Raw genomic sequence first — 21,911 nt, forward strand, 5'->3', positions numbered from 1 at the left:
TGCTGGTGCGATGGGACAGTAGCCCATTGTGCTGTCTTTAAAAATGGTGTTTAGTTCTTCTTGAAACTCATCATCGAATATGTACAGACGGTTCAGGCGAAGAAAAGTAAAAAGCTTGGCTTTTTTGATGCGATTAATAATTACCTGTTCTGAATCTGATAGCTCTACTGGGGGGTGCCACAAAGGAGGACGCATAGACTTTAGGGAGTAATGAGCGCTTGAATTTAATTGGTTCTTCAATTTCAGTTATGCATAGTTGAGTTGTTTTGTCAAGCCCGGGTACTGAACCGACGCCCTAGGGGTTTGGTCTCCAAACCCTCCCCTCATGCCGGGATTTGAAAACCAAACCCCGACATGAAACCCCGATTTTTAATCATTAAATGGATCACCTTGACAGGAATACTCCTTAAAATCAGCAGAGTTAACTAACTCATCGGAGCACTCACGACTCGCTCGGATTCATAGCTCGAACTGCCGCCGGTGGTTAAATAAAAGTAGCGCCTGGTCAGTTCCGGTAAAACCGCCTCGGCAAAATTCGCGCCCTCCACATTCGTTCCCACCAAGGTGGCATTACTCAGATCCGCTTCCACCAATTCCGCCCGATTTAAAGAGGCCCAATTTAAGTTCGCTTTCTGGAGAGAGGCTCCGGTTAAATTGGCTCCACTGAGGTCCGCCCCCATTAAACTCACCGATCGCATGGTGGCATAAGCCAGATTAGCCGCAATCAGGTTCGCACCCTCTAAATTAGAGTTACTCAATTTGGCTTGCTTGAGATTGATGCCATTGAGATTGACCCCATTCAAGTCCACCCCATTCAAATAGGCCCCTTCTAGGGTAATGCCGTTTAAATTCGCACCATAAAGCATGGCACCGCTGAGTCTGGCACAATTCAGGAGCGCCCAACTGAGGTTGCTCCCCGTCAGATTGGCTGCTCGCAAATTGACCCATTCCATATTGGCTCCTGCCAAATTTGCACTCCGCAGATTAGCGCTTCTGAGGTTGGTGCTATTGAGGTTGGCACCACTGAGTTTGGCTCTCGGTAATTTGGCTTTAACTAAGATGGCACCGGAAAGCGCTGCTTTTGTCAGATCCGCATCCATCAATTTCACGTTTTCCATCTTGGCATAGCTCAGATTCGCCCATTGCAATGCCGCCTTACTCAAGTCAGCTTTAGTCAGAGTTGCTCGACTCAAATTGGTCCCCCGCAGCACGGCATGGCTGAGATTTATTCCGACTAGGTTGGATCGGCTGAGATCGGCTCCACTCAGGTCCACCCCAGAAAAGTCCCTCTGACCCATTTCATACCGTTCAAGTAGTTCGCTAACGTTCATCGGATTCTTTACTCCCTCGATTTTTGTGAAAGGCTTGGCTCTCTCAACGTTTTTGTATTGGAACGTGGTTTATGCTTGGCTAGGATCAGCAGAATCATATAAAAATTTAATGCTCAGACCTATTCTGCCTCAAGCCATAATAAGGATGACTGCCCGGAAAATTAAATAATTTATTCATATTTTCATTGTACGCTTAAAAAATGCCAGCTCGTAATAAGTTTTGTTTTAAAAAGTCTCGGGATCTCCCTTGCACTCAGGTCGAGTTGCAGTGCGCTCCGAGTCGTGCCAATCTCTAGGTCGTATTCCCTTAACCGAGAGTAGAAGTGCTTACTCCATCAACGGCGAAACTCGCAGCTTTGATCGTCAAAGCCGTAGCGATGGAGGTCTGGGATAGTCCGAATTGGGGCTAATCCGGTTCCCTATCCCTCAATCCACGACAATCCAAGCAGTCCTTTCAGGAAGGCGCTTTAGTTGGAGAGCGTTACGTCATGGAGTTCAGGATTGATCGCAAAGTAATGCCTGAGTATCCCAAGGAGGCGATCGCCTATTCTCAACCCCGAGCAAAAGTCCGTAGATTTGCCGACTTATTAGGATTCGGCTGTCATTAAACCCAAGGCGCGATCGATAAGTTCTGCTCGATTTACTTTCTCTTCTAACTCCCGCACCTCGTAACGCCCTTCTTCCACTTCTAAAGAGGCTTCATCAATCGCATTAATATAGGCTTCTTCTACGGTTTCTAGTAACTCTTCCCGACTCAAGTAATAACCCCCAGCTTTCCGCCGCTTATTTTCCCGTTGAATTTCCCGAACTGAATTACGAATCGAGACCTCCCAAGACCGCATAGACCGATTTTCGACTTGTTGCTTAATCAGATGAATCAGTAAAATCACCGCATAACTGCGAATGGTCTTGATGATGTCTTTCCGTCCCATTTCTGTCAATTCTTCAACCAGTTCTAAAGACCCTTGAATATCGCCTTTGAGGAGTTTCTCTTTGAGTTCTAACAGTTCTTCCATACTTAAAATTTTTCATTTTTTATTTGATATGTCAATAATAATTTATAGCTAGACTGAAATGATGAGGTAACTATCTCGAATCTTTCATAATCTGTTATTCCGTGGGGAATGCTATAATTTCAAAAAAAGCTACATCTCAAACGCTACAAAACCAATACTAATAGATTTCTATCGGATTGGGTTGAAGATAAAATTTGATAATAATTTTTTAAAAAATTAAATATCTAATTATGTTATTAAAAAACTAAAATTATTATCATAAATCACTTTAATTTACCGAATTGTACAGTCTTATTTGTGAATTCCATTAGTTTTTATCTTTCTCCTTCTTAACCAATAACGAATGCTTGCTGCTGCTAGATTTAAATCGGAAATATAGTTTTTAGATTTCTGATTCCGAGAGTAAATGTTTTGTGTTCTATCATCATCCATCTTGCAATAAAGTATATTACCATCCATAGTAGTAATAGATAGTAAATCTCTATATTTTCTTCGGTGGTCTGAATTTTTCAGCCTTAAGGAAGACTTTTCTTGTGTTTTAATAGAAACAATACTATCGTATAAATATTCACAGGTTTCTATGTCAACTGCATCTCTTTTAAGAAAATTCCAATAACATCTATAATAGGATAAAAAATTTTCAAATAAAAAGATGGCCACAAACTCATAAACTCCATACTTAAACTTATTGTCTAGCCCTTTCAGGGAGTAAAAATCATTGGTGTCAATACATAATTCTTTGTTTTTTTCAATTACAGGTTCTAATTCCCTGTTGGTGGTTATAATAAAATTTTCATGGGAAGGAGAACGTATTCCACAAAATGAAACGATTGGTTTAAAAAACTCTTCCTGTGCTTTATATTGACCAGGTTCAGGATTTTCTGGATCTTTAATTTGCAACTCATTTCGGGCTTTGTTAATCAAGTATTGTTCATCTTGTTCTATCCATTCGAGAATCTGATTTTCTAACTCTTTAATATAAGAAATATTTTCCTTTAATTTTCTAATCTTTATTAATTCAAAATTTGCTTTTTCATACTCTTGCTCTAATTCATAAATTTTACCTTGATATTCTTGTTTTTTATTGGTAACTTCTTGGATATATAATCTTCTTTTTGTTTTAATAACATTAGGTATCTTTAAAGCAATATATAGAATAGCAACCACTATCAAAATCGAACTAATTATCCCCCTAAAAGATAGGATGAATATACAAAAAACTACCAATATAAATAAATTGATATTTTTGTGCTTTTCATAATTCAAGCCCAAATTACTAAAAATTAATTTACAAACACTTTTAAGGTCCAAAATAACTGATAACCAAAGGTTGGAAATTAATTCATTAAATGAGAATGAAAGAGGAATATTAAGTTGGGCATTACAAAGAGATAGTAATTCATTAAAAGAAGATTTTTCCTGCTCTATTTTTAATAATTTATTTTTGATACTCTCTAATGAATCAATATTATCTAAATCATTATATTCTTGATCATAATAATATTCTTCCAAAAAGTCAAAATATTCTTTTATTTTTTCTTTTTGCTCCCTCCTTTGATTTTCATTCATAAGACGCCTCCATTTTTTTTACAAGATTAGACATTTTTTTATCTCCAAGAATTGCACTTAATTTTATTCTTCCAGTTCTGAGCTTTTTACCCGTATTAACAAGCTTTGTCATTCGATCATAATAATCTTCTGGGGTTTTGAATTTTTTAAATTCTGATGAACGGGCCGGACGATAGTTTACATGGTAACAACAATAGTTGACAACCAATTCAAATACTTCTATCTCAAGCTCTTGAAAATCAAATCTTTCGGGATAAACCTTAGCTTTTTTTATAAGCTTCAAGATATCCTCGTGGAAGCAAGGTTCCAATTGAGTTAAATACTCAGACTCTTCATAAATCCACTCAACCCAACCTAAAAAAGTATCTTTTGCTGGGGTTGGGTCATTGACTTGCCGAGGAATCTGCTGGAATATTTCAGTAGAGGGAGTTAACTTTGACCGATCCCGTTCGGACGGATTCAGTCATATATTGATAGGTCCTGAAAAAGTCTGTGTTCCGCCCTTGATGTTTATCCCTTTCCAATTTTCTGTGACAGTTACTCCTGGCTTATTCGCCTCTGTAACAGCTTGAAGAACTTGAGCATAACATTCCGGATACGCCTTTACCGCAGCTTCTACTTCAAGCACAGCTTCAGCAATATCCGGGTCAGCCTTTACCGCAGCTTCTAGCTCAAGCACAGCTTCACCATAATCCAAAGGTTTTTCTAGGGCTGCTGCTGTCTGTGGAGATTTATCTTTGAGCAGCTTCCACAAACGAGTACCTTGGTCAATCACTTTTTCTCCTAGATTTGCGAGTGATCCTTCAGCGACTTTTTGAAGCGCCCAAGTAGCACCCACCACTGTTAGTTCTAATGGTTCCATCCGTTACCTCTCCAAATCAGCAAGGGTAAATCCAGGTATTTCCTTATGATAATGCATACGGTCTACTGGAAAACGAGTTAGTCCGGAAACACACCCAGACAGGAGTGCGCGTCCCTTACTCTTCTTTGGCCACCCAACCGTGATCTTTTCGGAAAATCACTTAAAATCACGGACATTGGGTGTCAGTAGTTCCTTCATGCCGTAAACGAGCATTGTTGCCAGAATATTAGCATCATACACCTGTCTGCCACCCGTGGGAATTTCCTTTTCCTGGATCCGAAATTCCGGATGAAAAAAACGGATATCCTCACTCCATATCTCGATTCCCAGAGGATTGGTAAATTGCTGGGGACGGGTAAGGATAGCTCAATATTCATTTTTGGATTACTGGTATAAGAGGTCCCACAACTCAACTTCGGAAGCGGGAAAGCGATGAATGACTTCTAGGGCTCTTTGGTGAAAGGGCGATCGCATCCCTGTGGCCTAAATTCGGATATTTCTGTCTAAAAATACAGCATTGCCGCCACTCTGGCAACCCTTCCTCTCGTCTCAAGAGAAAGTTTACCAGGCCAAGAGCCAAAATCATAGGGGGGAACGTTTCATGGGGGACCTGGGTTAGGAGGGCTTGTTCAGCGATCGCCTGATGGGATAAAATACAACAATAGACGCTCCATGCTGCGAAAACTTGTAGATTGGAGCGCCTCTAATCCGGGTTAAATTTATAGAATTAAATATGATGACCGATGGGATTCCTGAAGAATTTTGGCAAGCGGTAGACCAGTTTAATACTCAAGATTTTTATGCCTGCCACGACACCTTAGAAGCCTTATGGATGGATGCAGTAGAACCGGACAAGAAGTTTTATCAAGGGGTGCTACAAATTGCCGTATCCCTTTATCATTTGGGGAATTTGAACTGGCGAGGTGCAGCAATTTTGTTGGGAGAAGGGATGAGTCGCTTAGGATATTATTCCCCTGAATATTATACCATAAATGTAGAAAAGTTAATCACGGAAAGCCAAGAAATTTTACGCGCTTTGCAAGCATCGGGTCCTGACAATGTGGCAGAGTTCGCGCAGCAGTTATTTACTTCGGATGTTGTAGCAGAAACCGATAAAATAGCGAGATTGCAAGTTCCTCAAATTGTGAAAGTTATCCATAGTGACCCTAAATAACTCAAAAAAATACTCATGTAATTCCTCATGTAGGAGTGGGAGCGTCTCACTCCCTGGCTGCACTAGGAAGCGAGACGCTCCCACGCTTACCTTCTCCGGTCATCATGATTTAAACCCGCTATAAAATCACCCGGATAAACCCAGTTTGTTGACCCTATAACCTGATTTAAAACATCAAAAAAGGACAAGATATTGCCTTGTCCCTCCCTTTGTAATTCCTGATGAGTATTGGAATTGTTTAGACCACCCAACTTGCTAAATAGGCATCCGTTCCCCCTAATGGATTGGGATTGATGGCATTGGAAGTGGTGGCAACTCCGGGATTATTAACTGTTCCGAAAATCACTGCGCGATCGCCTGCCACAGCAAAAGAATTGACCGTTCCCGATGACCCATCAAGATCCCCTGACTCCGTTAACGGCGTCCAGAATTGGCGGGTGGTAAAATCTGCGGAGACTCCCAACACGGCCATTTCACCCTGGGTATAATTCCCCACCGGATCCCCATTAATGGTTTTTAAATTCCGGTTTTGAATAGAGGCAGCAGCAGCACCGCCAATGTAAACATTTCCGGATTCATCGACAGCGATGGAATTGGGATTGAAACTATTGGCATTCCCATTACTCAGGCGAGTGGCGATAAATTGACCCCGGTCAATGACGCCGGTATTGCTATCAATTTTAGCAAAAAATGTAAATGAACCACTACCAGCGCCGGATAAATTATTATATTCATCCTCCTGAATTAACCGACTGCCAAGGTTCGTGGTAATCGTATCACCATCCCGAGTAAAAACGTTATTTCCCCCATCAGTCTTTCCAAGAAAATAGAGAGTGCCATCATCACCAATGGTTAAGCGTTCTCCCCGAGTATCTGCGCCTAAATTTTGCGATGTGACTTCACGCTCACTGTAATCCCAGGTATTCCAAATCTGATTTAAGTTCGTATCGAACCCTCGGATAAAGGGAGTTTGCAAGTTCGTGGAAACTTGATTAAATCCCGTGACATAAACCTGATTATTTAGGGGATTAATGGCAATATCCGAGGGACGAATATCGGGACCTGTTAAGGTGGTGGAGGCGAGGGAAGTGCCAGTCCCACTCCAGAAGGTGACGGTATCCGTGGCGATGTTTAAGGTGGCGATCGCACCATTATTGGCGACTGCCACTCGATCCACCATTCCCGGTTGGGACCAGACAAGGTTCGTTCCGGTACTGTCAAATACTTTAATCCCAAAATCCCCGACGGTGACAATTTCTCCACTGTCGCGATCGATATCTAAATCCTTGACAGTCCCGCCTAAATCCGTTTGCGATAGAAGGGTATCCCCACGCTCAGAAAATCGCAGGAGTTGCGCTGTTGCGTTTAAATTCCCCGCCACAGTAATGGCGCGATCAATCGGAGAAATCTGCACAGCACTCGCTTCGTCATTTCCAGCACCTCCTAGATAAGTTGCCTGGGTGAGTTCTAAATTATTGGGATTATCATTGTCAAGAATTTCCACAATGGCCGTATTTTGAGTTCCCAATACTGCACCACCGGAGAGATTTCCTAGGGATAAATTGAGGGTTTCTGTGGGTTCGACTTCGCTATCATCACTGATGGTAATCGGGACGGTTTTAGGAGTCGTATCTCCCGCGCCAAAGGTGATGGTGATGGGTTGATTGGTGTAATCGGCGGGTGCAGTTGCGGTACCATTGCGGAGGAGCACATCGGTACTAATTGCGCCATCACTGCCATCCGTCCGAACAACGCTGACAGAGGCGATCGCTGTTCCATCTTCTTTGAGCGTAAAGATCGGTGCACTAAATCCCACCGCGCCTGGTGTGGGTTCTGGTGTGGGTGTGGGTTCTGGTGTGGGTGTGGGTTCCGGTGTGGGTGTGGGTTCCGGTGTGGGTGTGGGTTCCGGTGTGGGTGTGGGTTCGGGATTAGAGATTCCTGGAGATGGCGTGGGTGCAAATACAATCTCTGGATCAGAAGAAGTGGGGGGAGAAAGGGAGATAAAATCATTCCAATCTAGGGTTGTGAAATCGACCCCATTTAAGATTGCTAAATAGTCAGCGGTGATTTTATCTTGAATGATAGTATGACTAGCATAAGCACCTGTCCCTTGAAAAATATTCAGGTCTTCAAATGCTAGTCCACCGTCTAAATAAATGCGATCGAGATTGTTTTTAAAATCCATAATCCAGTCCGCTTCTGGCAAGTTGGCGCTGCCGGTGGACCGAAAACCGGGTAAATCATCTCTCCTGGCGATCGCAAAGACATTATTGCCACTGCCACCCGTTAACGTATCCGAACCCAAATCCCCATAAAGGGTATCATCTCCTAAGTCTCCAAATAGGAAATCATTTTCCTGACCCCCTCGCAACACATCATTTCCTTGTCCCCCATGAAGGGTATCATTTCCCGGGTTGCCATTGATGAAGTCATTTCCTTGATTGCCATTAATAAAGTCATTTCCTTCTAATCCAAAAAGGCGATCGTCTCCATCCAGTGCTAGGATAAAATCCGCCAGAGGAGTCGCCACAACTGCATCGACATTGTTGGTTAAAAAGTAAGCGGTATTGTATCCGGAGATCGGTTGACGGCCTTCCTGTTTTCCATGCCGTTTAAAATGTTCTAATCCCGAGGTGAATATCCCCGTCTCTACCGCAACTTTGACGTCGGGATTAGCCGTTAAATAGTCCGTCTCATTTACCAAGATGGTAAAGGTATTTAAGTCTAAAAATCCTTCCAAGGGAATTCCTCCATTTCAACTGTAATCGCGGCTATTCCAGTTCTGTAAAGCTAATAAATTCTCAGCAAAATACCGGGCAATCCTGAAATTGAACAGGACTTTGCTCATCCCGGATTTCTGCGGATTTGTCTCGTGATATAATTACCTTTTCAAGAACTTGCCCAACTTTCCGGCAAAATCACTTCAGAAGTTTGCTTATTTTTTTAAGTTATTTTTTGATGAAAATTAAAATATTTTCCACAACAAAAAGGCAATAAATATTTTTCAATGTATTGTAAATAAATCTCATTTTTATAATTTTTGCCAACCCTAAATGCCAAATGACCAATGACCAATGACCAATGACCAATGACCAATGACCAATGACCGCTCAAGAGACCGAAAGCCTCTGGCCCTTAATCCAGAGGGAGATAAAGTTTGGTAAAATCTTTTCCTAGTCAAGGCTTCCGAAACTTCGGAAGACTGGAAACCGTCAAACATCAAGCAGAACGGAGGCTACAGAAGTTGCCCTCGGACGCGATCCGGATTACGGATTGGTAGGATTGGCTAAACTACCAATAGAAGATGGCAGAACTCCATCTGCAATCCTCTTGCGAATGTGCTTATCGTGCCTATACCAGAGAACCCAGCTATGATCCCCTCTGTCCGCTTAAGTTCCTCACATTTATTGCTTCGCCTCGGGTTGGCATTGATGATGCCAGTCGCTTTGTCGAGCGTTGTTGCCATGCCGAGTTATCCGCAAACGCCGAATGCCCAGCAAGACAACCGTGCCTTGCGAGTGCGATCGGATATGCAAGAATCTGACTCCAGAACCGGGATTATCACGGCACGCGGCAATGTCCGCATCAATTATCCTGCGCGAAATATGCAAGGGACCGCAGCCCAAGCCCAGTTTTTTAGCCGCGAGCAACGCATCGTGCTTAGTGGTAATGCTTATGTGATCCAAGATAACAACAGCATTCGCGGGGAAACGATTACCTATCTTTTGGATGAGGGCCGATTTATTGCCCTTCCGGAAGAAAACAAACAAGTGGAGTCGATTTATTTCCTACCGGATGGGACCTCTCCTGGACTCTAAGGGAGACGATGGACTCCTAAACGGTTAACAATGGTTAAGAAGGAGTGGTTCACAGGCGATCGCCCTATCGGTAACTCCTTCTCTCCAATCGGGGAAAACACTGCTCCGGTTGTAGAGATTAGCCCTTAGTCCCAAGAGGATAGTTCCGAGTGAAAATATGGTTGGAGAATGTTCACAAATCCTACGGCAAGCGTGCCGTCGTCAACCGGGTGAGCCTTTCGGTGTCCCAAGGGGAAATTGTCGGGTTGCTCGGTCCCAATGGGGCCGGAAAAACCACCACCTTTTATATGGTGACGGGACTCGAAAAACCCACCCAGGGGAAAATTTGGCTCGATAACGTCGATATTACCCCGTTATCCATCCAAGACCGCGCTCGCTTGGGAATTGGCTATCTGGCTCAAGAACCGAGCATTTTTCGCAATCTGACGGTCCAAGATAACATTTTGCTGGTTTTGGAACAAACGAAAGTCCCGCCTTGGCAGTGGCAGCAGCGTTTGAATACCCTGTTGCGAGAGTTTCGGCTGCAAGTTGTCGCCCATACGAAGGGCAAAAATGTCTCCGGGGGAGAACGCCGCCGGACTGAAATGGCAAGGGCCTTAGCCGTGAAAGGAGAGGGTCCTACCTTTTTGCTGTTAGATGAACCCTTTGCTGGGGTTGACCCGATCGCCGTGTCGGAAATGCAGCAAATCGTCGCCAAACTCCGCGATCGCCAGATGGGGATTCTGATTACCGATCACAATGTCCGCGAAACCCTCGCCATCACCGATCGCGCCTACATCATGCGGGATGGACAAATTCTCGCCTTTGGCACCCCCGAGGAACTCGCCACCAATCCTCTGGTCCGACAATATTATCTCGGGGAGAATTTTACGCTATCTTAAAATTAGCTCAATCTTTGTTTAATCGTGCTTTTTTCTTTAACAATTACGGTTGTCAATTCCCATTTATCCCTAAAATAACATGATTTAACTTTCATCAACTGAGAATAATCGAGGGATTTTCCCTCATTTTAATAAACAAATTTAGGGTTTATGCAGTCCCTCTCCGGGCTGCTAAAAACTGCCATCGCACCAACTCCTCCTCACACTTCCCATGATCTCGAATTCATTAAAATCTTTTCAATCCTTCAGTTGGTGGCTGTTGCGAGGCTCGGTGATGGATCGCTATATCGCCCTTGAGTTAATTGGGCCGTTTCTCTTTGGAGTCGGCTCATTTTCTTCCGTCGGGGTGGCGATCGGGACCTTATTTGACCTCGTTCGTCGTGTCACGGAAAAAGGCTTGCCGATAGAAATTGCTGTCCAAATTTTCCTATTAAAACTCCCGGATTTTATCGTTCTAGCCTTTCCCATGTCCGTGTTACTCGCCACCTTGATGGGGTATTCGCGGATGTCTGCCGATAGCGAAATCGTCGCCTTACGCAGTTGTGGCGTGAGCGTCTATCGATTAGTCGTTCCGGCGCTCGCCCTGAGCTTTTGCGTCACTGGATTGACCTTTGCCTTTAATGAACTGATTGTTCCGGCAGCCAACTATGAGGCAACCATCACCTTACAGCGAGCCCTGAATCAAGAGAGACCCTCTTTTCAGGACCGGAATATTATTTACACGGAATTTGACCGGGTAACCCAAGAAGACGGGAACCGAGTCACGGTGATGAAACGCTTGTTTTATGCGGAAGAATTCGATGGGGAACGGATGAAAACTTTAACCATTCTCGACCGTTCCCAGACTGGAGTCAGCCAAATTATTGCATCAGAATCTGCGATTTGGAATCCCAAGGAAAATAGCTGGGATTTTTTTAATGGCACAATTTATTTAATCGCTCCTGATGGTTCCTATCGCAATATTGTCCGGTTTGAACATCAAGAGCTCCAACTTCCTCGCACTCCTTTAGATTTAGCTTCCCGAGGGCGCGATTACGGGGAAATGAGCATTGCCCAAGCCAAGGAACGACTGGAAATTATTCGCTATGGCGGGAGTGAAAAGGATATTCGGGAGTTAGAGGTGCGAATTCAGCAAAAATATGCCCTGCCCTTTGTCTGTGTTCTGTTTGGGTTAGTCGGGTCCACCTTGGGACTCGGACCGCGCCGCGCCAGTAAAGCGACCAGTTTTGGGATTAGCATTATTATCATTTTTGGCTATTATTTAACGGCCTTTCTCGCCAATGCTTTGGGTCAACTGGCGATTCTCTCTCCGTTTATGGCCGCTTGGTTGCCGATGGCGCTGGGGTTAGTGATTGGCGGATTTTTGTTAGTGCGGGCCTCCCGATAAACTGGGGTGGGTGGTAGAGGGACCCGATAGAGCCACGGCGATCGCCGTGGCTCTCATGCTCTTAAGGGAACTCCAAAAAATAAAATCTCCAAAACGTTCGTTTGTAGATCAACAGAGTAGCCCCGTCAATGTCGGAGTAAATGCTTGCGCCCTCCGGAGGGCGCAAGCATTGCGCCCCTACACATACCTTCCTTTCAGTTGAACGTTTGGAGGATTTATATTTTGCAATCCCCTAAGGCTGAGATTTCAGATTACTAATCCTGAACACCCTTATCAATAAGAACTCATCAATCCATTTAAGGACTATAATAAAAAGTAGGCAATCTTTATAAAAAGTTTATCCAGAACTGATTTCCTCGCCTCTAAAGTGCGAGTATTCTATAAAATAAGCAACATTGGATCAGATCATCCCTCTGCCTTGTCAATTCGCTCGGCATTAAAAGCTATGTCACACCCTAAACCAACCTCTCCTGCTGTCCGCAAAATCCGAGCCAAGTTAAGAAATTACACGCGACCCTTCGTGTGGGGTTCCGTACTGATTCTGGGACTGTTAACCCTGTTGATCTGGGAGTTCTCCAACAACCCCGAAGGATTTTATTTGTTGAACCTAGAGGATGAAGAGGAGTTGGAGGTGGGGAATCAACCAGAAGGGTGGATGGAAATGTCCCCGGAAGACAGTGCGATCGCCGCAGATATTGATAGTTCGGCGGTGCTGCTCAATGATTTGAAGCAAATGGAACCGCCACCGCCCATTCCACTGCCTACCCCGAACAACTCTAACCGGAGGTCTCGATCAACGCGATCGCAACCCATCCCCATTCTCTCATCGGCTAACGGGGCTGTAAAGGGTGACCAAGACCCCAATCAAAACTGGGAAGATCTATACAAGCTGCCAGAACTCTCGCTTTTACCCCCATCCGATGATGCCGCATCTGAATCTGAAGCGTTACCCGAGGTGAGCATTCTCGGCGTGCCTACGCCTCCGGAAAACAACAATGGGACCCCCCCGCCTCCCGGGAATCGCTTGGGAATCTATTCCGGTGGCGTTAATAATTTTGAGGCCCCAAACCTGACCCGATTGCCAGTGAGTCCCTTGCAATCGGCAATGGATCGCTTGTATTCTCGCAACACCTCTACAAGTGGCGATCGCAACCCTGACAATCCCGAAGCGAGTCAAGGGGGAGACTCTACCCCTCAAAGAGAATCCAATCGTGAGAGTGCTGCTGAAAATCGCCCCAACGCCACTCCAAATCCCGCCAACACTGGGTCCCGAACTTCAGCGAATTCCTCCGGAAACACCCCTCAACCGGCACAAACGCCTAACGGCACTCCCCAAAATGGCGCTAATCCCTACGCCAACCCCATTCCACCCGGACCCAATAACCCTTACGGCACGCCCTTAACTTCCCCGAGTCCCTACGGCAACAGTCCTCAACTGACGCCAACGCCTAACAGCACCCCCGGGAATCGCCCCAATTCCTCCGGAACCCAGGAATCCCTTTCCAATCAGCCCTCCGTGGATCCGAACCCGCCCATCACCCCGAGATTGCCGGGAGAAATGAGTCCGAACTATACCCTGGATTACTCTGAGGATGCCAACAATCCGAACAACTATCAACCCCTTCCCGCTACCCCCTTGGCTCCTAATTCCAACCCCACCAACCCCACCAATGCCTATGATTATTTATTGCGATCGCGAGGGGAACAAGTTCCCTTGGCTCCCACTGCACCCACCGCTGCTCCCCAAGCACCCAACAACCTCGGAACTGCCACGGATCTAACCCCCAACTCTGGGATCTATCAGTCTCCTAGTAACCAACCTATGGACAACGCTCCTGCTGTTTCTCCAGGGGTCCAACCCCGGAATCAACCCAATAATCTCCCCAGTCCCTCCCCCCTGAATCAACCCACCAATGTCCCGACCTATCAACCCGTAAATCCCCCCTCGGTTCAGTCTCCTCAAGTGGAAAATTCTGGTCTGGATCTCAACCGAGACACCCCAGAAGTGCAACCTATTCAACAGATTCAGCCGTTTTCAGTTCCCAATTCAACTCCCGGTCGCCATATTGGAGGCGGTAATATTAATACCTTCTCCAATCCCTAGTCCGGAGTTACCCTAAAGATTAGAAACCGGGTTTCTTATCAAAATCTCTGCCAAAAAAGCAATCAATTTAAGGCAGAAACCCGGTTTTTTCCCACCTTAAAAATCGATGCTCAGGGGTGCACGGGGGAAGGGAATCACATCCCGGATGTTGCTCATCCCGGTCATAAATTGGACTAAGCGCTCGAATCCTAAACCGAACCCGGCATGAGGAACGCTCCCGTAGCGGCGTAAATCTAAATACCACCAATAATCCTCAATACTGAGTCCTTGCTGTTCTAACCTGCGTTGGAGAATATCCAGACGTTCTTCCCGTTGGGAACCGCCGATGATTTCCCCAATTTTGGGGGCGAGGATGTCCATCGCCGCTACTGTCTTGTTGTCATCATTTAGCCTCATGTAGAAGGCTTTGATTTCTACGGGATAATCGGTGACGATCGCCGGTTTTTTAAATAACTCTTCCGCCAGATAACGTTCATGTTCCGACTGTAAATCTAGTCCCCACTCTACGGGAAACTCAAACTTTTTATCGGCTTTTTTCAACAGGGCAACCGCTTCGGTATAGGTCACCCGCTCAAACTGATTATCAATGATATTATTGGCCGTTTCTAGCACCGTTTTATCGATGCGTTGGTTGAAAAATTCCATATCTTCCGGGCATTTTTCCAACACAAACTTAAAGATATATTTTAAGAATGCTTCGGCTAAATCCATATCTCCGGTTAGGTCACAAAAGGCCATTTCCGGTTCGACCATCCAAAACTCAGCGAGGTGTCGGGAAGTGTTGGAATTTTCCGCCCGAAAGGTTGGACCAAAGGTATAAACATCGCTCAATGCCATTGCCATGACTTCGGCTTCTAATTGACCACTGACCGTTAGGTAAGCCGGTTTGCCGAAAAAGTCTTTTCCATAGTCCACTTGATTGCTATTTTCTAACCGGGGAATGTCCTGAAGATTTAAACTGGTGACGGCTAACATTTCCCCGGCACCTTCACAGTCACTAGCGGTCATAATGGGGGTATGAACCCAGAGAAACCCGCGTTCTTGGAAGAATTGGTGAATGGCAGTAGCAGCAGCGTTGCGGACGCGAAAGACGGCACCAAAGGTATTGGTGCGTCCGCGTAAATGTCCGATGGTCCGCAAAAACTCAAACGAGTGGCGCTTTTTCTGGAGGGGGTAGGTTTCTGGGTCAGATTCGCCATAAAGTTTAACCTCGGAGGCGTGGAGTTCGATCCGTTGTCCTTTGGCAGGAGACTCGACGAGAATGCCGGAGACTTCTAGGGATGCGCCGGTGTTGAGTTGTTTGAGAATTTCGGTGTATTGGGGTAAGTCGGGGTTGAGAACGATTTGAAGGTTCGCTAGGGAGGAACCATCATTGACTTCAACAAAGGTAAATTCTTTTAATTCTCGTTTGGTGCGGACCCACCCCTGAATGGTTACGGATGTTTGGGGTTCGCCAGTTCGCAAAATTTCAACTATCCTTTTTTTCATGTTAGAGTTGCGCGTTTAGGTGGAAATGGTAATGATTTTAACGGAGGGAAGGGGGGTGAGGGTGGTACTTTTGAGTTTAGTTGGCCCAGGCTCTTAATAACCAGCCGATGATGATGCCAATGCCGCCAAAGCGCAGGGCTTGCCAAAAGGGTTCTCTGAGGGCGCTAAAACTGAAGAGTTCGCTTTCTAGGTTGAGTTCGATCGCCTCTAGGGTAGCCCGGATTTGTTTTAACTCTTGTTTGAGTTCAGGGATCAGGGACGGGTTACTGTTTTTGGCTTGACGAACTTCGCGACGGATGTCATCTCGGCGGTTTTGGAGTTCTCGTTGGCGCTGGCGATCGCGCTGGACTTGCGCGATGCGCTCTTTGAGGTGGTTGAGCGATCGCTCGGTTTCTTGGATCTCGCGCTCAATTTCTCCCAAGGGGTTGCTGTCTGGTCCGGAGGGACCCTCACGATTGACGGCGCGATCGCTGGACAATTCCCCCGATCGCTCAGAGTCTGAGGGGTCGGATGGGTCAGATGGTAATGTCATTCGAGACTGTTAGGAATAAAAATAGATAATTTTACAAGCTCACCGTGCAGGATTCCATAAATATGATATGCTACTTCTACTCTTTTTCCATTCAAGACATCCTGCCCCTAAAATAGGGTAGATTGAATTGATGCGCTCATCTATTCCTGAGTGCGCACCAGAAACTCGCCCCCATTGAATTGATGGGATTTGTACAATGGCTAACCCCACTCCAACCCACGGCAACCGGACGATGGGATTGCACAGTCCGCTTTCGGACAAGTTACAAGAGTTTAGTACCCTAGAGCTCGCGCAGGTCCTCGCCGAACGCCTGACTTTAACCGAAACCGATTGGCATCGCTTGAAGTCTAACCGTTCAGTTCGTGCCAAAGAACAGGCGGCTGCCGCTTTAGTGTTTTTGCTCAAGGAAAACCCCGAGGAAGCACTGTTACGACTGCACCAAGCTGTGGGGTGGATTGACCGCTCGATTAGCGCTCCTCCCTGTCCAACTCATGGCGATCGGTCTTCTAAATCTTCTAGTCAATAGTCCCTACACCAAGGACCTTACGGGAGCATTTTTCCCTGGTTTGGGTCAAGTTTCAAAAATGAGCCACCCGGGATTTCGGGATCCGGTGACCAGGGCGATCGCTTATCGAAGTCTCGGTAATCGTGAGGACTGATTAAATTGTTTACATAATTTGAGTTCTCGGCTGTTATCGTCCCAATTTACTTGATCAAAAATTTGGTGTAAAATAAAAAGCCCTCTGCCGCATTCTCCTTCATCATGAGGCAAATGTTCCTCGGGCTCGACGTGACAAGGACAAGCACAGGCAAAGCCTTTTCCTTGATCCGCGATCGCCCACCAGTATTCATCTGCGATCGCACTAAATCGCACTACCACAGTTTTTCGGGGATCTAAATTGTTTCCATGCTTGGCAGCATTGACTAACGCTTCCTGAAGTCCGAGACGGATTTCAGCCTGCCATTGGCGAGGAATATCAACCAACAGCAGATCTAGGATTGGACACAAATAAAGCGTGGAAGCAAAGCTAATGGTGTTCCAGCTACGCTCTATTGGACGAGGTGAAATAGCAATCACAGAAAAAACCCCGCAGCTTTAGAAAAAATACATCAATTGGTTAAGCAAGACCCTGTAGAATACCTGAACGCTCAGGTTGCACCCTTTACCTTGAATCGGTTGGAATCTTCTTGGACTTAAAACTGCCCTATAGATTGTTTCCTGGGCGATTCCCAGAGGGATTGCGCCGGTCAGGGGACTGTGAATCTCCATATTGCTAAAACCATGTTTGTGACCTGAATCACGAACTGCTTTTCACTTTTATTGTACCGAATTGCATTGAAAAAGCCACTATTTCACCGATAGAACCTCTCTGAACTGTTAGCCTTATGCGGTTAACGGGGAGAGCGATCGCCCCCCATCGTCCCTAAAAATCCCGGGAAATCGGGAAGGGCCGAATCGGGTAAAAGCCAGTCACTCCAAGCGATCGCCTTGTTGAGACGATCCGGCGAGCCGGAGTTCAGTCTCGGGTTAAGGGGAAGCGCTAATAAAATAATAATATTTTTACATTTCTACGCAAGTATCTGGGCGATCGGCCCAGAATTCTGAGCTTTCCCCTGAGCTTTGATTGGTTGTGCTTATGTTGGGAGGATAGGGGAGATGGGGAGGATGGGGAGAATGGGTCCAATGTTTGTAGTAACGACTTCAGTCGTTGCTCTCGTGTCATGGCGTCCGCCATGACACTTACCATGAGCGGATTAAGGACCTGTTTGGGAACTGGAGCGATCGCCTCTTTAAGGAGCGCGTGATTTGGCTAACGCCAAGTCACGCGGAAACGACTGAAGTCGTTACTACGAACATTTTTTCATCCTCCCCATTCTCCCCATCTCCCCCATCTCCCTCAAACCGTCTCCTCACTCAACAGTAAAGCTAACGCCTCCTTCATTTCCCCTTGAGTGGTGGTGGCGGTACCAAATTGCCGGACGACAATGCTGGCGGCCAAATTGCCGAGAACTGCCGCCTCCCAGTAGGAACCCCCGGCACAGAGTCCGAGGGTGAGTGCAGAGACTACCGTATCCCCGGCACCGGTTACGTCAAACACATCAGTGCGATTGAACGGGGGGATATGATGTTCCATCCCGCTGCGATCGCATAAGGTCATGCCTTCATCCCCTCGGGTAATCAGCATTTGTTTCGCCTGGGTAAGGTTTAGCAGGTCCCGTGACGCTTGGGTGACCGATTGAGGCGTGGTAATTGCGTATCCCACCGCTTGTTCCGCTTCTGGGACATTGGGGGTAAAAATGGTCGCACCGGCATAGCGATGGAGAGCGGTTTGAGTATCCACCACCGTCAGTTCATGTTGTAATGCCGCCTCAATCACCTGTGGAGTCAGGACCCCATCGCCATAGTCGGAACAGACAACGGCATCCACCGTGGGGAGTTGAGCGCGGATGTAGTCGGCGAGTTGTTGCTGTAAGTCTAAGCTGGGTAACTCATCGGATTTGCGATCGACCCGAACCACCTGCTGAGTCACCGACTGACGCGCATGGCCGGAAATCCGGGTTTTGGTGACCGTAGGCCGATCGCCATCAATGAAAATCCCTCCAGTATCGATTCCTGCCGCTTCAAAAATGCGGCAGAGGGCTTTTCCTTGGTCATCTTGGCCAACTAAACCCGCGACTTTAACATTCGCTCCCATTTTTGCCAGATTATAAACCGCATTGGCTCCCCCTCCGGGGACTTGGCGGGTGCTTTCATGGCGCAGAATTAAGACAGGTGCTTCTCGGGAAATACGCTCCACCTGACCCGTGAGAAATTCATCCAGGGTCAAATCGCCAATTACAAGGACTCGCGCTGTTGAAAAGCGGTCAATCAACTCTAGGGAGCGCCGTGCTCCTTCCCGGAGGCGATCGGCAAAGTGGGACTCAATAGCCATTTCGGTCAACTCTCTGTTAAAAGTTCAGACATCAGAATTCTGGACCACAGGGACGAGATCGGCAATAAGAGCGATCGCACCGGAAACAGAGCGATCGCCTCAGCAACTCTCTCCACAGAGGTCCTGGGGGCATTCACCCCCCATTCAACCCACGCCAATTCCCCGTCAAGTCCGACAGAAACCAGACGGTGGGATTGAACTGAGTTTATTAACGCCATCCCTGGGCCTAGGGACTACTTCAACTTGGTTTTGATCAGGGTCACCACTTGACTCATCTGTTTCTTTAATGCATTAATTTCAGCCTGCATCTTAGCCATTTGCTGCTTGAGGGCTTTAATTTCAGCGGCACTGGCTCCTCCAGCCGCTCCACCAGGGGCGGCTTGAGGGGGTGCAGCACCGGCAGGTTGCCATTTTTTAGCCTTTGCCATTGAAGTTTTAATCGCTTCAATCAGGGATTTCTTCTCGAAAGGCTTCTCGATAAACTCAAAATACTCGAACGGTTCGGCAATTTTTTCCGCAACTTCCTCCTTGCGTCCTGACATCAGAACGAGTGGAGTCATCTTTCCTTCAGTTTTGGAGATCTTATCCAACTGCTGAAACACCTCCCAACCGCTAACCTTTGGCAATAGGAAGTCCAACATAATCAGATTAGGGCGTTCTTCGCGGATCTGTTTGAGTCCTTGTTCGCCGTCTTTTGCTTCTAACACTTCAAAGTTACCGGCAGGCAGCATATCTCTGACCATGCGCCGGATCACTGCACTATCATCGATAACTAGGATCTTGTGACTTGCCACGACTGACTCCTCTGGGGGTGAGTGAAAGCTGTAATTCTAACAAGAGAGTTTTTTCATTATGCCTGCCCTGGGGATATTGATGCACCCGCGCCAAAACTAGACGGAGGGCATGAGAGATCCCATAAATGACAGCTTTCTTGATTGTATTGGCCTTTGCGCCCGGGTTGATCTCCCTCTTGGCTCTTTTTGCACGAACCGGGTCTATGCTAACCTCATCATGATTGCAATTCCCTCTGTGAAGGGTGTCTGGGATTACAGATCCACCGGGGCAAAGGCTTAGAGTAAAATAGGTTCGCTCCGCTTCAGTCCTAGGCTGGAATGGAGCAGTTTTTACCCCCTTCACCCTTTTAACGCCATGTCTGCTCAACCCAACCCCCCAAATCCCACTGCTGCCACGCCATTGCGGAGTGAAATCGAGGCAATGCCGGACTGGTTGCGTCGCCGAGGTATTGGCAAGGCGAGTGAGTTGTCCGAGGTGCAACGAATTATCAAGCAACGGCAGATCCATACGATTTGTGAAGAGGGCCGTTGTCCCAATCGCGGGGAATGTTATGGAAATAAGACGGCGACGTTTTTGTTGATGGGTCCGACTTGTACTCGCTCTTGTGGGTTCTGTCAGGTGGATAAGGGTCATGCGCCGATGCCGTTGGACCCCCAGGAACCGCAAAAGGTGGCAGAGGCGGTGCAGTTGTTGGGGTTGCGGTATGTGGTGCTGACTTCGGTGGCGCGAGATGATTTGGCGGATGGCGGTGCGGGATGGTTTGTGGCAACGATGAATGAAATTCGCGATCGCACCCCAGAAACTCAGATAGAGGTGCTCACGGCAGATTTCTGGGGGGGACAGGGGGCGGAGTTGGCACAGTTGCAACGGGAGAGAATTGCAACGGTTGTGGCAGCAAAACCAGCTTGTTACAACCATAATATTGAGACAGTGGGCCGGTTACAAGGGCGGGTACGTCGAGGGGCGAAGTTGGAGCGCTCTTTGGCGGTGTTGAGGATAGTTAAAGAACTGGATGCCACGATTCCTACGAAGTCGGGTTTGATGTTGGGACATGGGGAAACCCAGGATGAGATTATTGAGGCGATGGCGCAGTTGAGGGCGGTGGATTGCGATCGCCTGACTTTGGGGCAGTATATGCGGCCCTCGTTGGAGCATTTGCCGGTGCAGAAATATTGGACACCGGAGGAGTTTGAGGAGTTAGGAGCGATCGCCCGAGACATGGGGTTTTCTCATGTGCAGTCGGGTCCCCTGGTTCGCAGTTCCTATCATGCCGGGGAAGCGGAGTAAATTGGGCGACTGGTTCTGCTAGAAATCCATCCCTTTTGTTGCTTTATTCCCCTCTTCCAAAAGGGTGAAATGATGATCGCAACTCCCCTCTTATGGGAGTCCCATCAAAGCTTGGAACGTGCTTTTCTAGCATTGTGGTTAACAAACCAGGAAAAGGGGAAGCGGTGAAAGTTTATGAGGGAATTGATGCCAAATCCTCGGAAATAACAGGGCGAAAATTAGGCACGTTAACGAGATTTACGGAAGCATTATCTGGGTATGATGCCGGGAAGTGTTTGGAGGCGGCGCAGTTGTTTGGGGACTGGGTGTAGCAGAATCCGGGCGATCGCGTGGCGCAGATTTATGGCGATCGCGCTCAACGGAAGCATCATCCCTAAAGGGGTCAAGTTGAGTCCCCTGGGGAAAAGGAGGACTCGGGAAGTCCAAACCCCAGAGAATCCGTGGCGGGGAAATGGGAATGATTACCCCAAATTCTAAGGGCGATCGCCTCAAAATTCCGAGAACAGATAAGCTATCCTAGAAAGCACTTGCCTGGGTTCAAGGTGGCGACAAAATTAAACTCAAACTATCAATTTCATTGGGGTTCATGAGGGTCCTTAATTTTAAGGTTCTCGTTTGTTGATATTCCTCTCCTGAGTCGGGTCAGTATCTGAATTGCTCTTTCTCAGAGAAAGCGTCAGGGGTGACCCTAACTTCATTTGAGGGGTTTATTCAGTTCAGTTTATTGCTTAAGC

General features: G+C 46.8%; 20 protein-coding genes and 1 pseudogene. 8 read left to right on the top strand and 13 right to left on the bottom strand.

Translation table 11 applies throughout. The features are described 5' to 3' along the window. The 6 genes and pseudogenes from NG833_RS04310 to NG833_RS04335 all read right to left on the bottom strand — a co-directional run. Positions 1–195 (bottom strand): annotated as a pseudogene (locus tag NG833_RS04310) (IS5/IS1182 family transposase); the annotation flags it as partial. A gap of 230 nt (positions 196–425) precedes the next feature. Beyond that, complete coding sequence (locus NG833_RS04315) at positions 426–1,331, bottom strand: pentapeptide repeat-containing protein (RefSeq protein WP_254564103.1); 906 nt, start codon at positions 1,329–1,331, stop codon at positions 426–428. A 587-nt stretch (positions 1,332–1,918) separates the two neighbouring features. Then, on the bottom strand, positions 1,919–2,347 hold the full coding sequence (locus NG833_RS04320) for a DUF29 family protein (RefSeq protein ID WP_254564104.1): 429 nt from the start codon (positions 2,345–2,347) through the stop codon (positions 1,919–1,921). A gap of 291 nt (positions 2,348–2,638) precedes the next feature. After that, positions 2,639–3,916: a hypothetical protein gene (locus tag NG833_RS04325; RefSeq protein ID WP_254564105.1), complete on the bottom strand. Its 1,278-nt coding sequence runs from the start codon at positions 3,914–3,916 to the stop codon at positions 2,639–2,641. Continuing rightward, the gene (locus NG833_RS04330) at positions 3,909–4,199 is read right to left on the bottom strand and encodes a hypothetical protein (RefSeq protein WP_254564106.1); all 291 of its coding nucleotides are present in this window, start codon (positions 4,197–4,199) and stop codon (positions 3,909–3,911) included. Before NG833_RS04330 ends, NG833_RS04325 begins: the two co-directional genes overlap by 8 nt. A gap of 180 nt (positions 4,200–4,379) precedes the next feature. After that, entirely contained in the window at positions 4,380–4,778 is a 399-nt protein-coding gene (locus tag NG833_RS04335; protein ID WP_254564107.1) for a hypothetical protein, read from the bottom strand. 736 nt (positions 4,779–5,514) lie between these two features. Between NG833_RS04335 and NG833_RS04340 the strand changes: the two genes are divergently transcribed. Next, positions 5,515–5,952: a DUF309 domain-containing protein gene (locus NG833_RS04340; RefSeq protein WP_254564125.1), complete on the top strand. Its 438-nt coding sequence runs from the start codon at positions 5,515–5,517 to the stop codon at positions 5,950–5,952. 238 nt (positions 5,953–6,190) lie between these two features. On the opposite strand, the gene NG833_RS04345 is transcribed toward NG833_RS04340, so the two are convergent. Further along, complete coding sequence (locus NG833_RS04345) at positions 6,191–8,692, bottom strand: Calx-beta domain-containing protein (RefSeq protein ID WP_254564108.1); 2,502 nt, start codon at positions 8,690–8,692, stop codon at positions 6,191–6,193. Positions 8,693–9,323: 631 nt separating this feature from the next. On the opposite strand from NG833_RS04345, the gene NG833_RS04350 reads away from it, so the two are divergent. The 4 genes from NG833_RS04350 to NG833_RS04365 all read left to right on the top strand — a co-directional run bounded on the left by NG833_RS04350 (position 9,324) and on the right by NG833_RS04365 (position 14,142). Next, positions 9,324–9,770 (top strand): LptA/OstA family protein, encoded by a 447-nt coding sequence (locus NG833_RS04350; RefSeq protein ID WP_254564109.1) that lies wholly within the window; start codon positions 9,324–9,326, stop codon positions 9,768–9,770. Positions 9,771–9,919: 149 nt separating this feature from the next. Then, complete coding sequence (gene lptB / locus NG833_RS04355; protein WP_254564110.1) at positions 9,920–10,651, top strand: LPS export ABC transporter ATP-binding protein; 732 nt, start codon at positions 9,920–9,922, stop codon at positions 10,649–10,651. A 274-nt stretch (positions 10,652–10,925) separates the two neighbouring features. Next, entirely contained in the window at positions 10,926–12,038 is a 1,113-nt protein-coding gene (locus tag NG833_RS04360; RefSeq protein WP_254564126.1) for an LptF/LptG family permease, read from the top strand. Positions 12,039–12,483: 445 nt separating this feature from the next. Further along, a complete protein-coding gene (locus tag NG833_RS04365; RefSeq protein WP_254564111.1) occupies positions 12,484–14,142 on the top strand; it encodes a hypothetical protein in 1,659 nt (552 codons plus the stop codon). Between the two features lie 96 nt (positions 14,143–14,238). Here NG833_RS04365 and asnS read toward each other — a convergent pair whose 3' ends face one another. Together asnS and NG833_RS04375 are read right to left on the bottom strand one after the other, a co-directional pair. Continuing rightward, positions 14,239–15,630, bottom strand: coding sequence for an asparagine--tRNA ligase (asnS, locus tag NG833_RS04370; RefSeq protein WP_254564112.1), 1,392 nt, complete (start codon positions 15,628–15,630; stop codon positions 14,239–14,241). 76 nt (positions 15,631–15,706) lie between these two features. Beyond that, on the bottom strand, positions 15,707–16,162 hold the full coding sequence (locus NG833_RS04375; RefSeq protein ID WP_254564113.1) for a DUF2203 domain-containing protein: 456 nt from the start codon (positions 16,160–16,162) through the stop codon (positions 15,707–15,709). A 232-nt stretch (positions 16,163–16,394) separates the two neighbouring features. Here NG833_RS04375 and NG833_RS04380 point away from each other — a divergent pair, with 232 nt between their 5' ends. Continuing rightward, positions 16,395–16,688 carry a DUF6439 family protein gene (locus tag NG833_RS04380; protein WP_254564127.1) on the top strand — a complete coding sequence of 98 codons (294 nt, stop codon included), beginning with the start codon at positions 16,395–16,397 and terminating at the stop codon, positions 16,686–16,688. Between the two features lie 102 nt (positions 16,689–16,790). On the opposite strand, the gene NG833_RS04385 is transcribed toward NG833_RS04380, so the two are convergent. The 4 genes from NG833_RS04385 to NG833_RS04400 all read right to left on the bottom strand — a co-directional run bounded on the left by NG833_RS04385 (position 16,791) and on the right by NG833_RS04400 (position 19,889). Beyond that, positions 16,791–17,240: an ATP-binding protein gene (locus tag NG833_RS04385; RefSeq protein WP_254564114.1), complete on the bottom strand. Its 450-nt coding sequence runs from the start codon at positions 17,238–17,240 to the stop codon at positions 16,791–16,793. An 820-nt stretch (positions 17,241–18,060) separates the two neighbouring features. Then, a complete protein-coding gene (locus NG833_RS04390; RefSeq protein WP_254564115.1) occupies positions 18,061–19,095 on the bottom strand; it encodes a bifunctional heptose 7-phosphate kinase/heptose 1-phosphate adenyltransferase in 1,035 nt (344 codons plus the stop codon). Positions 19,096–19,100: 5 nt separating this feature from the next. Beyond that, on the bottom strand, positions 19,101–19,313 hold the full coding sequence (locus tag NG833_RS04395) for a hypothetical protein (RefSeq protein WP_254564116.1): 213 nt from the start codon (positions 19,311–19,313) through the stop codon (positions 19,101–19,103). Between the two features lie 15 nt (positions 19,314–19,328). Beyond that, complete coding sequence (locus NG833_RS04400) at positions 19,329–19,889, bottom strand: response regulator (RefSeq protein ID WP_254564117.1); 561 nt, start codon at positions 19,887–19,889, stop codon at positions 19,329–19,331. 355 nt (positions 19,890–20,244) lie between these two features. Between NG833_RS04400 and lipA the strand changes: the two genes are divergently transcribed. Both lipA and NG833_RS04410 read left to right on the top strand, forming a co-directional pair. Then, positions 20,245–21,177, top strand: a complete 933-nt coding sequence (gene lipA / locus NG833_RS04405; RefSeq protein ID WP_254564118.1) for a lipoyl synthase — start codon at positions 20,245–20,247, stop codon at positions 21,175–21,177. 134 nt (positions 21,178–21,311) lie between these two features. Continuing rightward, entirely contained in the window at positions 21,312–21,488 is a 177-nt protein-coding gene (locus tag NG833_RS04410) for a hypothetical protein (protein WP_254564119.1), read from the top strand. Positions 21,489–21,911 lie beyond the last annotated feature (423 nt).

This window comes from Oscillatoria sp. HE19RPO, from assembly GCF_024220515.1.
Classification (GTDB): Bacteria; Cyanobacteriota; Cyanobacteriia; order Cyanobacteriales; family Laspinemataceae; genus Laspinema.

Coding starts and splice junctions, on each gene's coding strand:
- NG833_RS04315 (WP_254564103.1), bottom strand. CDS start 1,331: ATGAACGTTAGCGAACTACTTGAACGGTATGAAATGGGTCAGAGGGAC.
- NG833_RS04320 (WP_254564104.1), bottom strand. CDS start 2,347: ATGGAAGAACTGTTAGAACTCAAAGAGAAACTCCTCAAAGGCGATATT.
- NG833_RS04325 (WP_254564105.1), bottom strand. CDS start 3,916: ATGAATGAAAATCAAAGGAGGGAGCAAAAAGAAAAAATAAAAGAATAT.
- NG833_RS04335 (WP_254564107.1), bottom strand. CDS start 4,778: ATGGAACCATTAGAACTAACAGTGGTGGGTGCTACTTGGGCGCTTCAA.
- NG833_RS04340 (WP_254564125.1), top strand. CDS start 5,515: ATGACCGATGGGATTCCTGAAGAATTTTGGCAAGCGGTAGACCAGTTT.
- NG833_RS04350 (WP_254564109.1), top strand. CDS start 9,324: ATGATCCCCTCTGTCCGCTTAAGTTCCTCACATTTATTGCTTCGCCTC.
- NG833_RS04360 (WP_254564126.1), top strand. CDS start 10,926: ATGGATCGCTATATCGCCCTTGAGTTAATTGGGCCGTTTCTCTTTGGA.
- NG833_RS04365 (WP_254564111.1), top strand. CDS start 12,484: ATGTCACACCCTAAACCAACCTCTCCTGCTGTCCGCAAAATCCGAGCC.
- asnS (WP_254564112.1), bottom strand. CDS start 15,630: ATGAAAAAAAGGATAGTTGAAATTTTGCGAACTGGCGAACCCCAAACA.
- NG833_RS04375 (WP_254564113.1), bottom strand. CDS start 16,162: ATGACATTACCATCTGACCCATCCGACCCCTCAGACTCTGAGCGATCG.
- NG833_RS04380 (WP_254564127.1), top strand. CDS start 16,395: ATGGGATTGCACAGTCCGCTTTCGGACAAGTTACAAGAGTTTAGTACC.
- NG833_RS04390 (WP_254564115.1), bottom strand. CDS start 19,095: ATGGCTATTGAGTCCCACTTTGCCGATCGCCTCCGGGAAGGAGCACGG.
- NG833_RS04395 (WP_254564116.1), bottom strand. CDS start 19,313: ATGGCGTTAATAAACTCAGTTCAATCCCACCGTCTGGTTTCTGTCGGA.
- lipA (WP_254564118.1), top strand. CDS start 20,245: ATGTCTGCTCAACCCAACCCCCCAAATCCCACTGCTGCCACGCCATTG.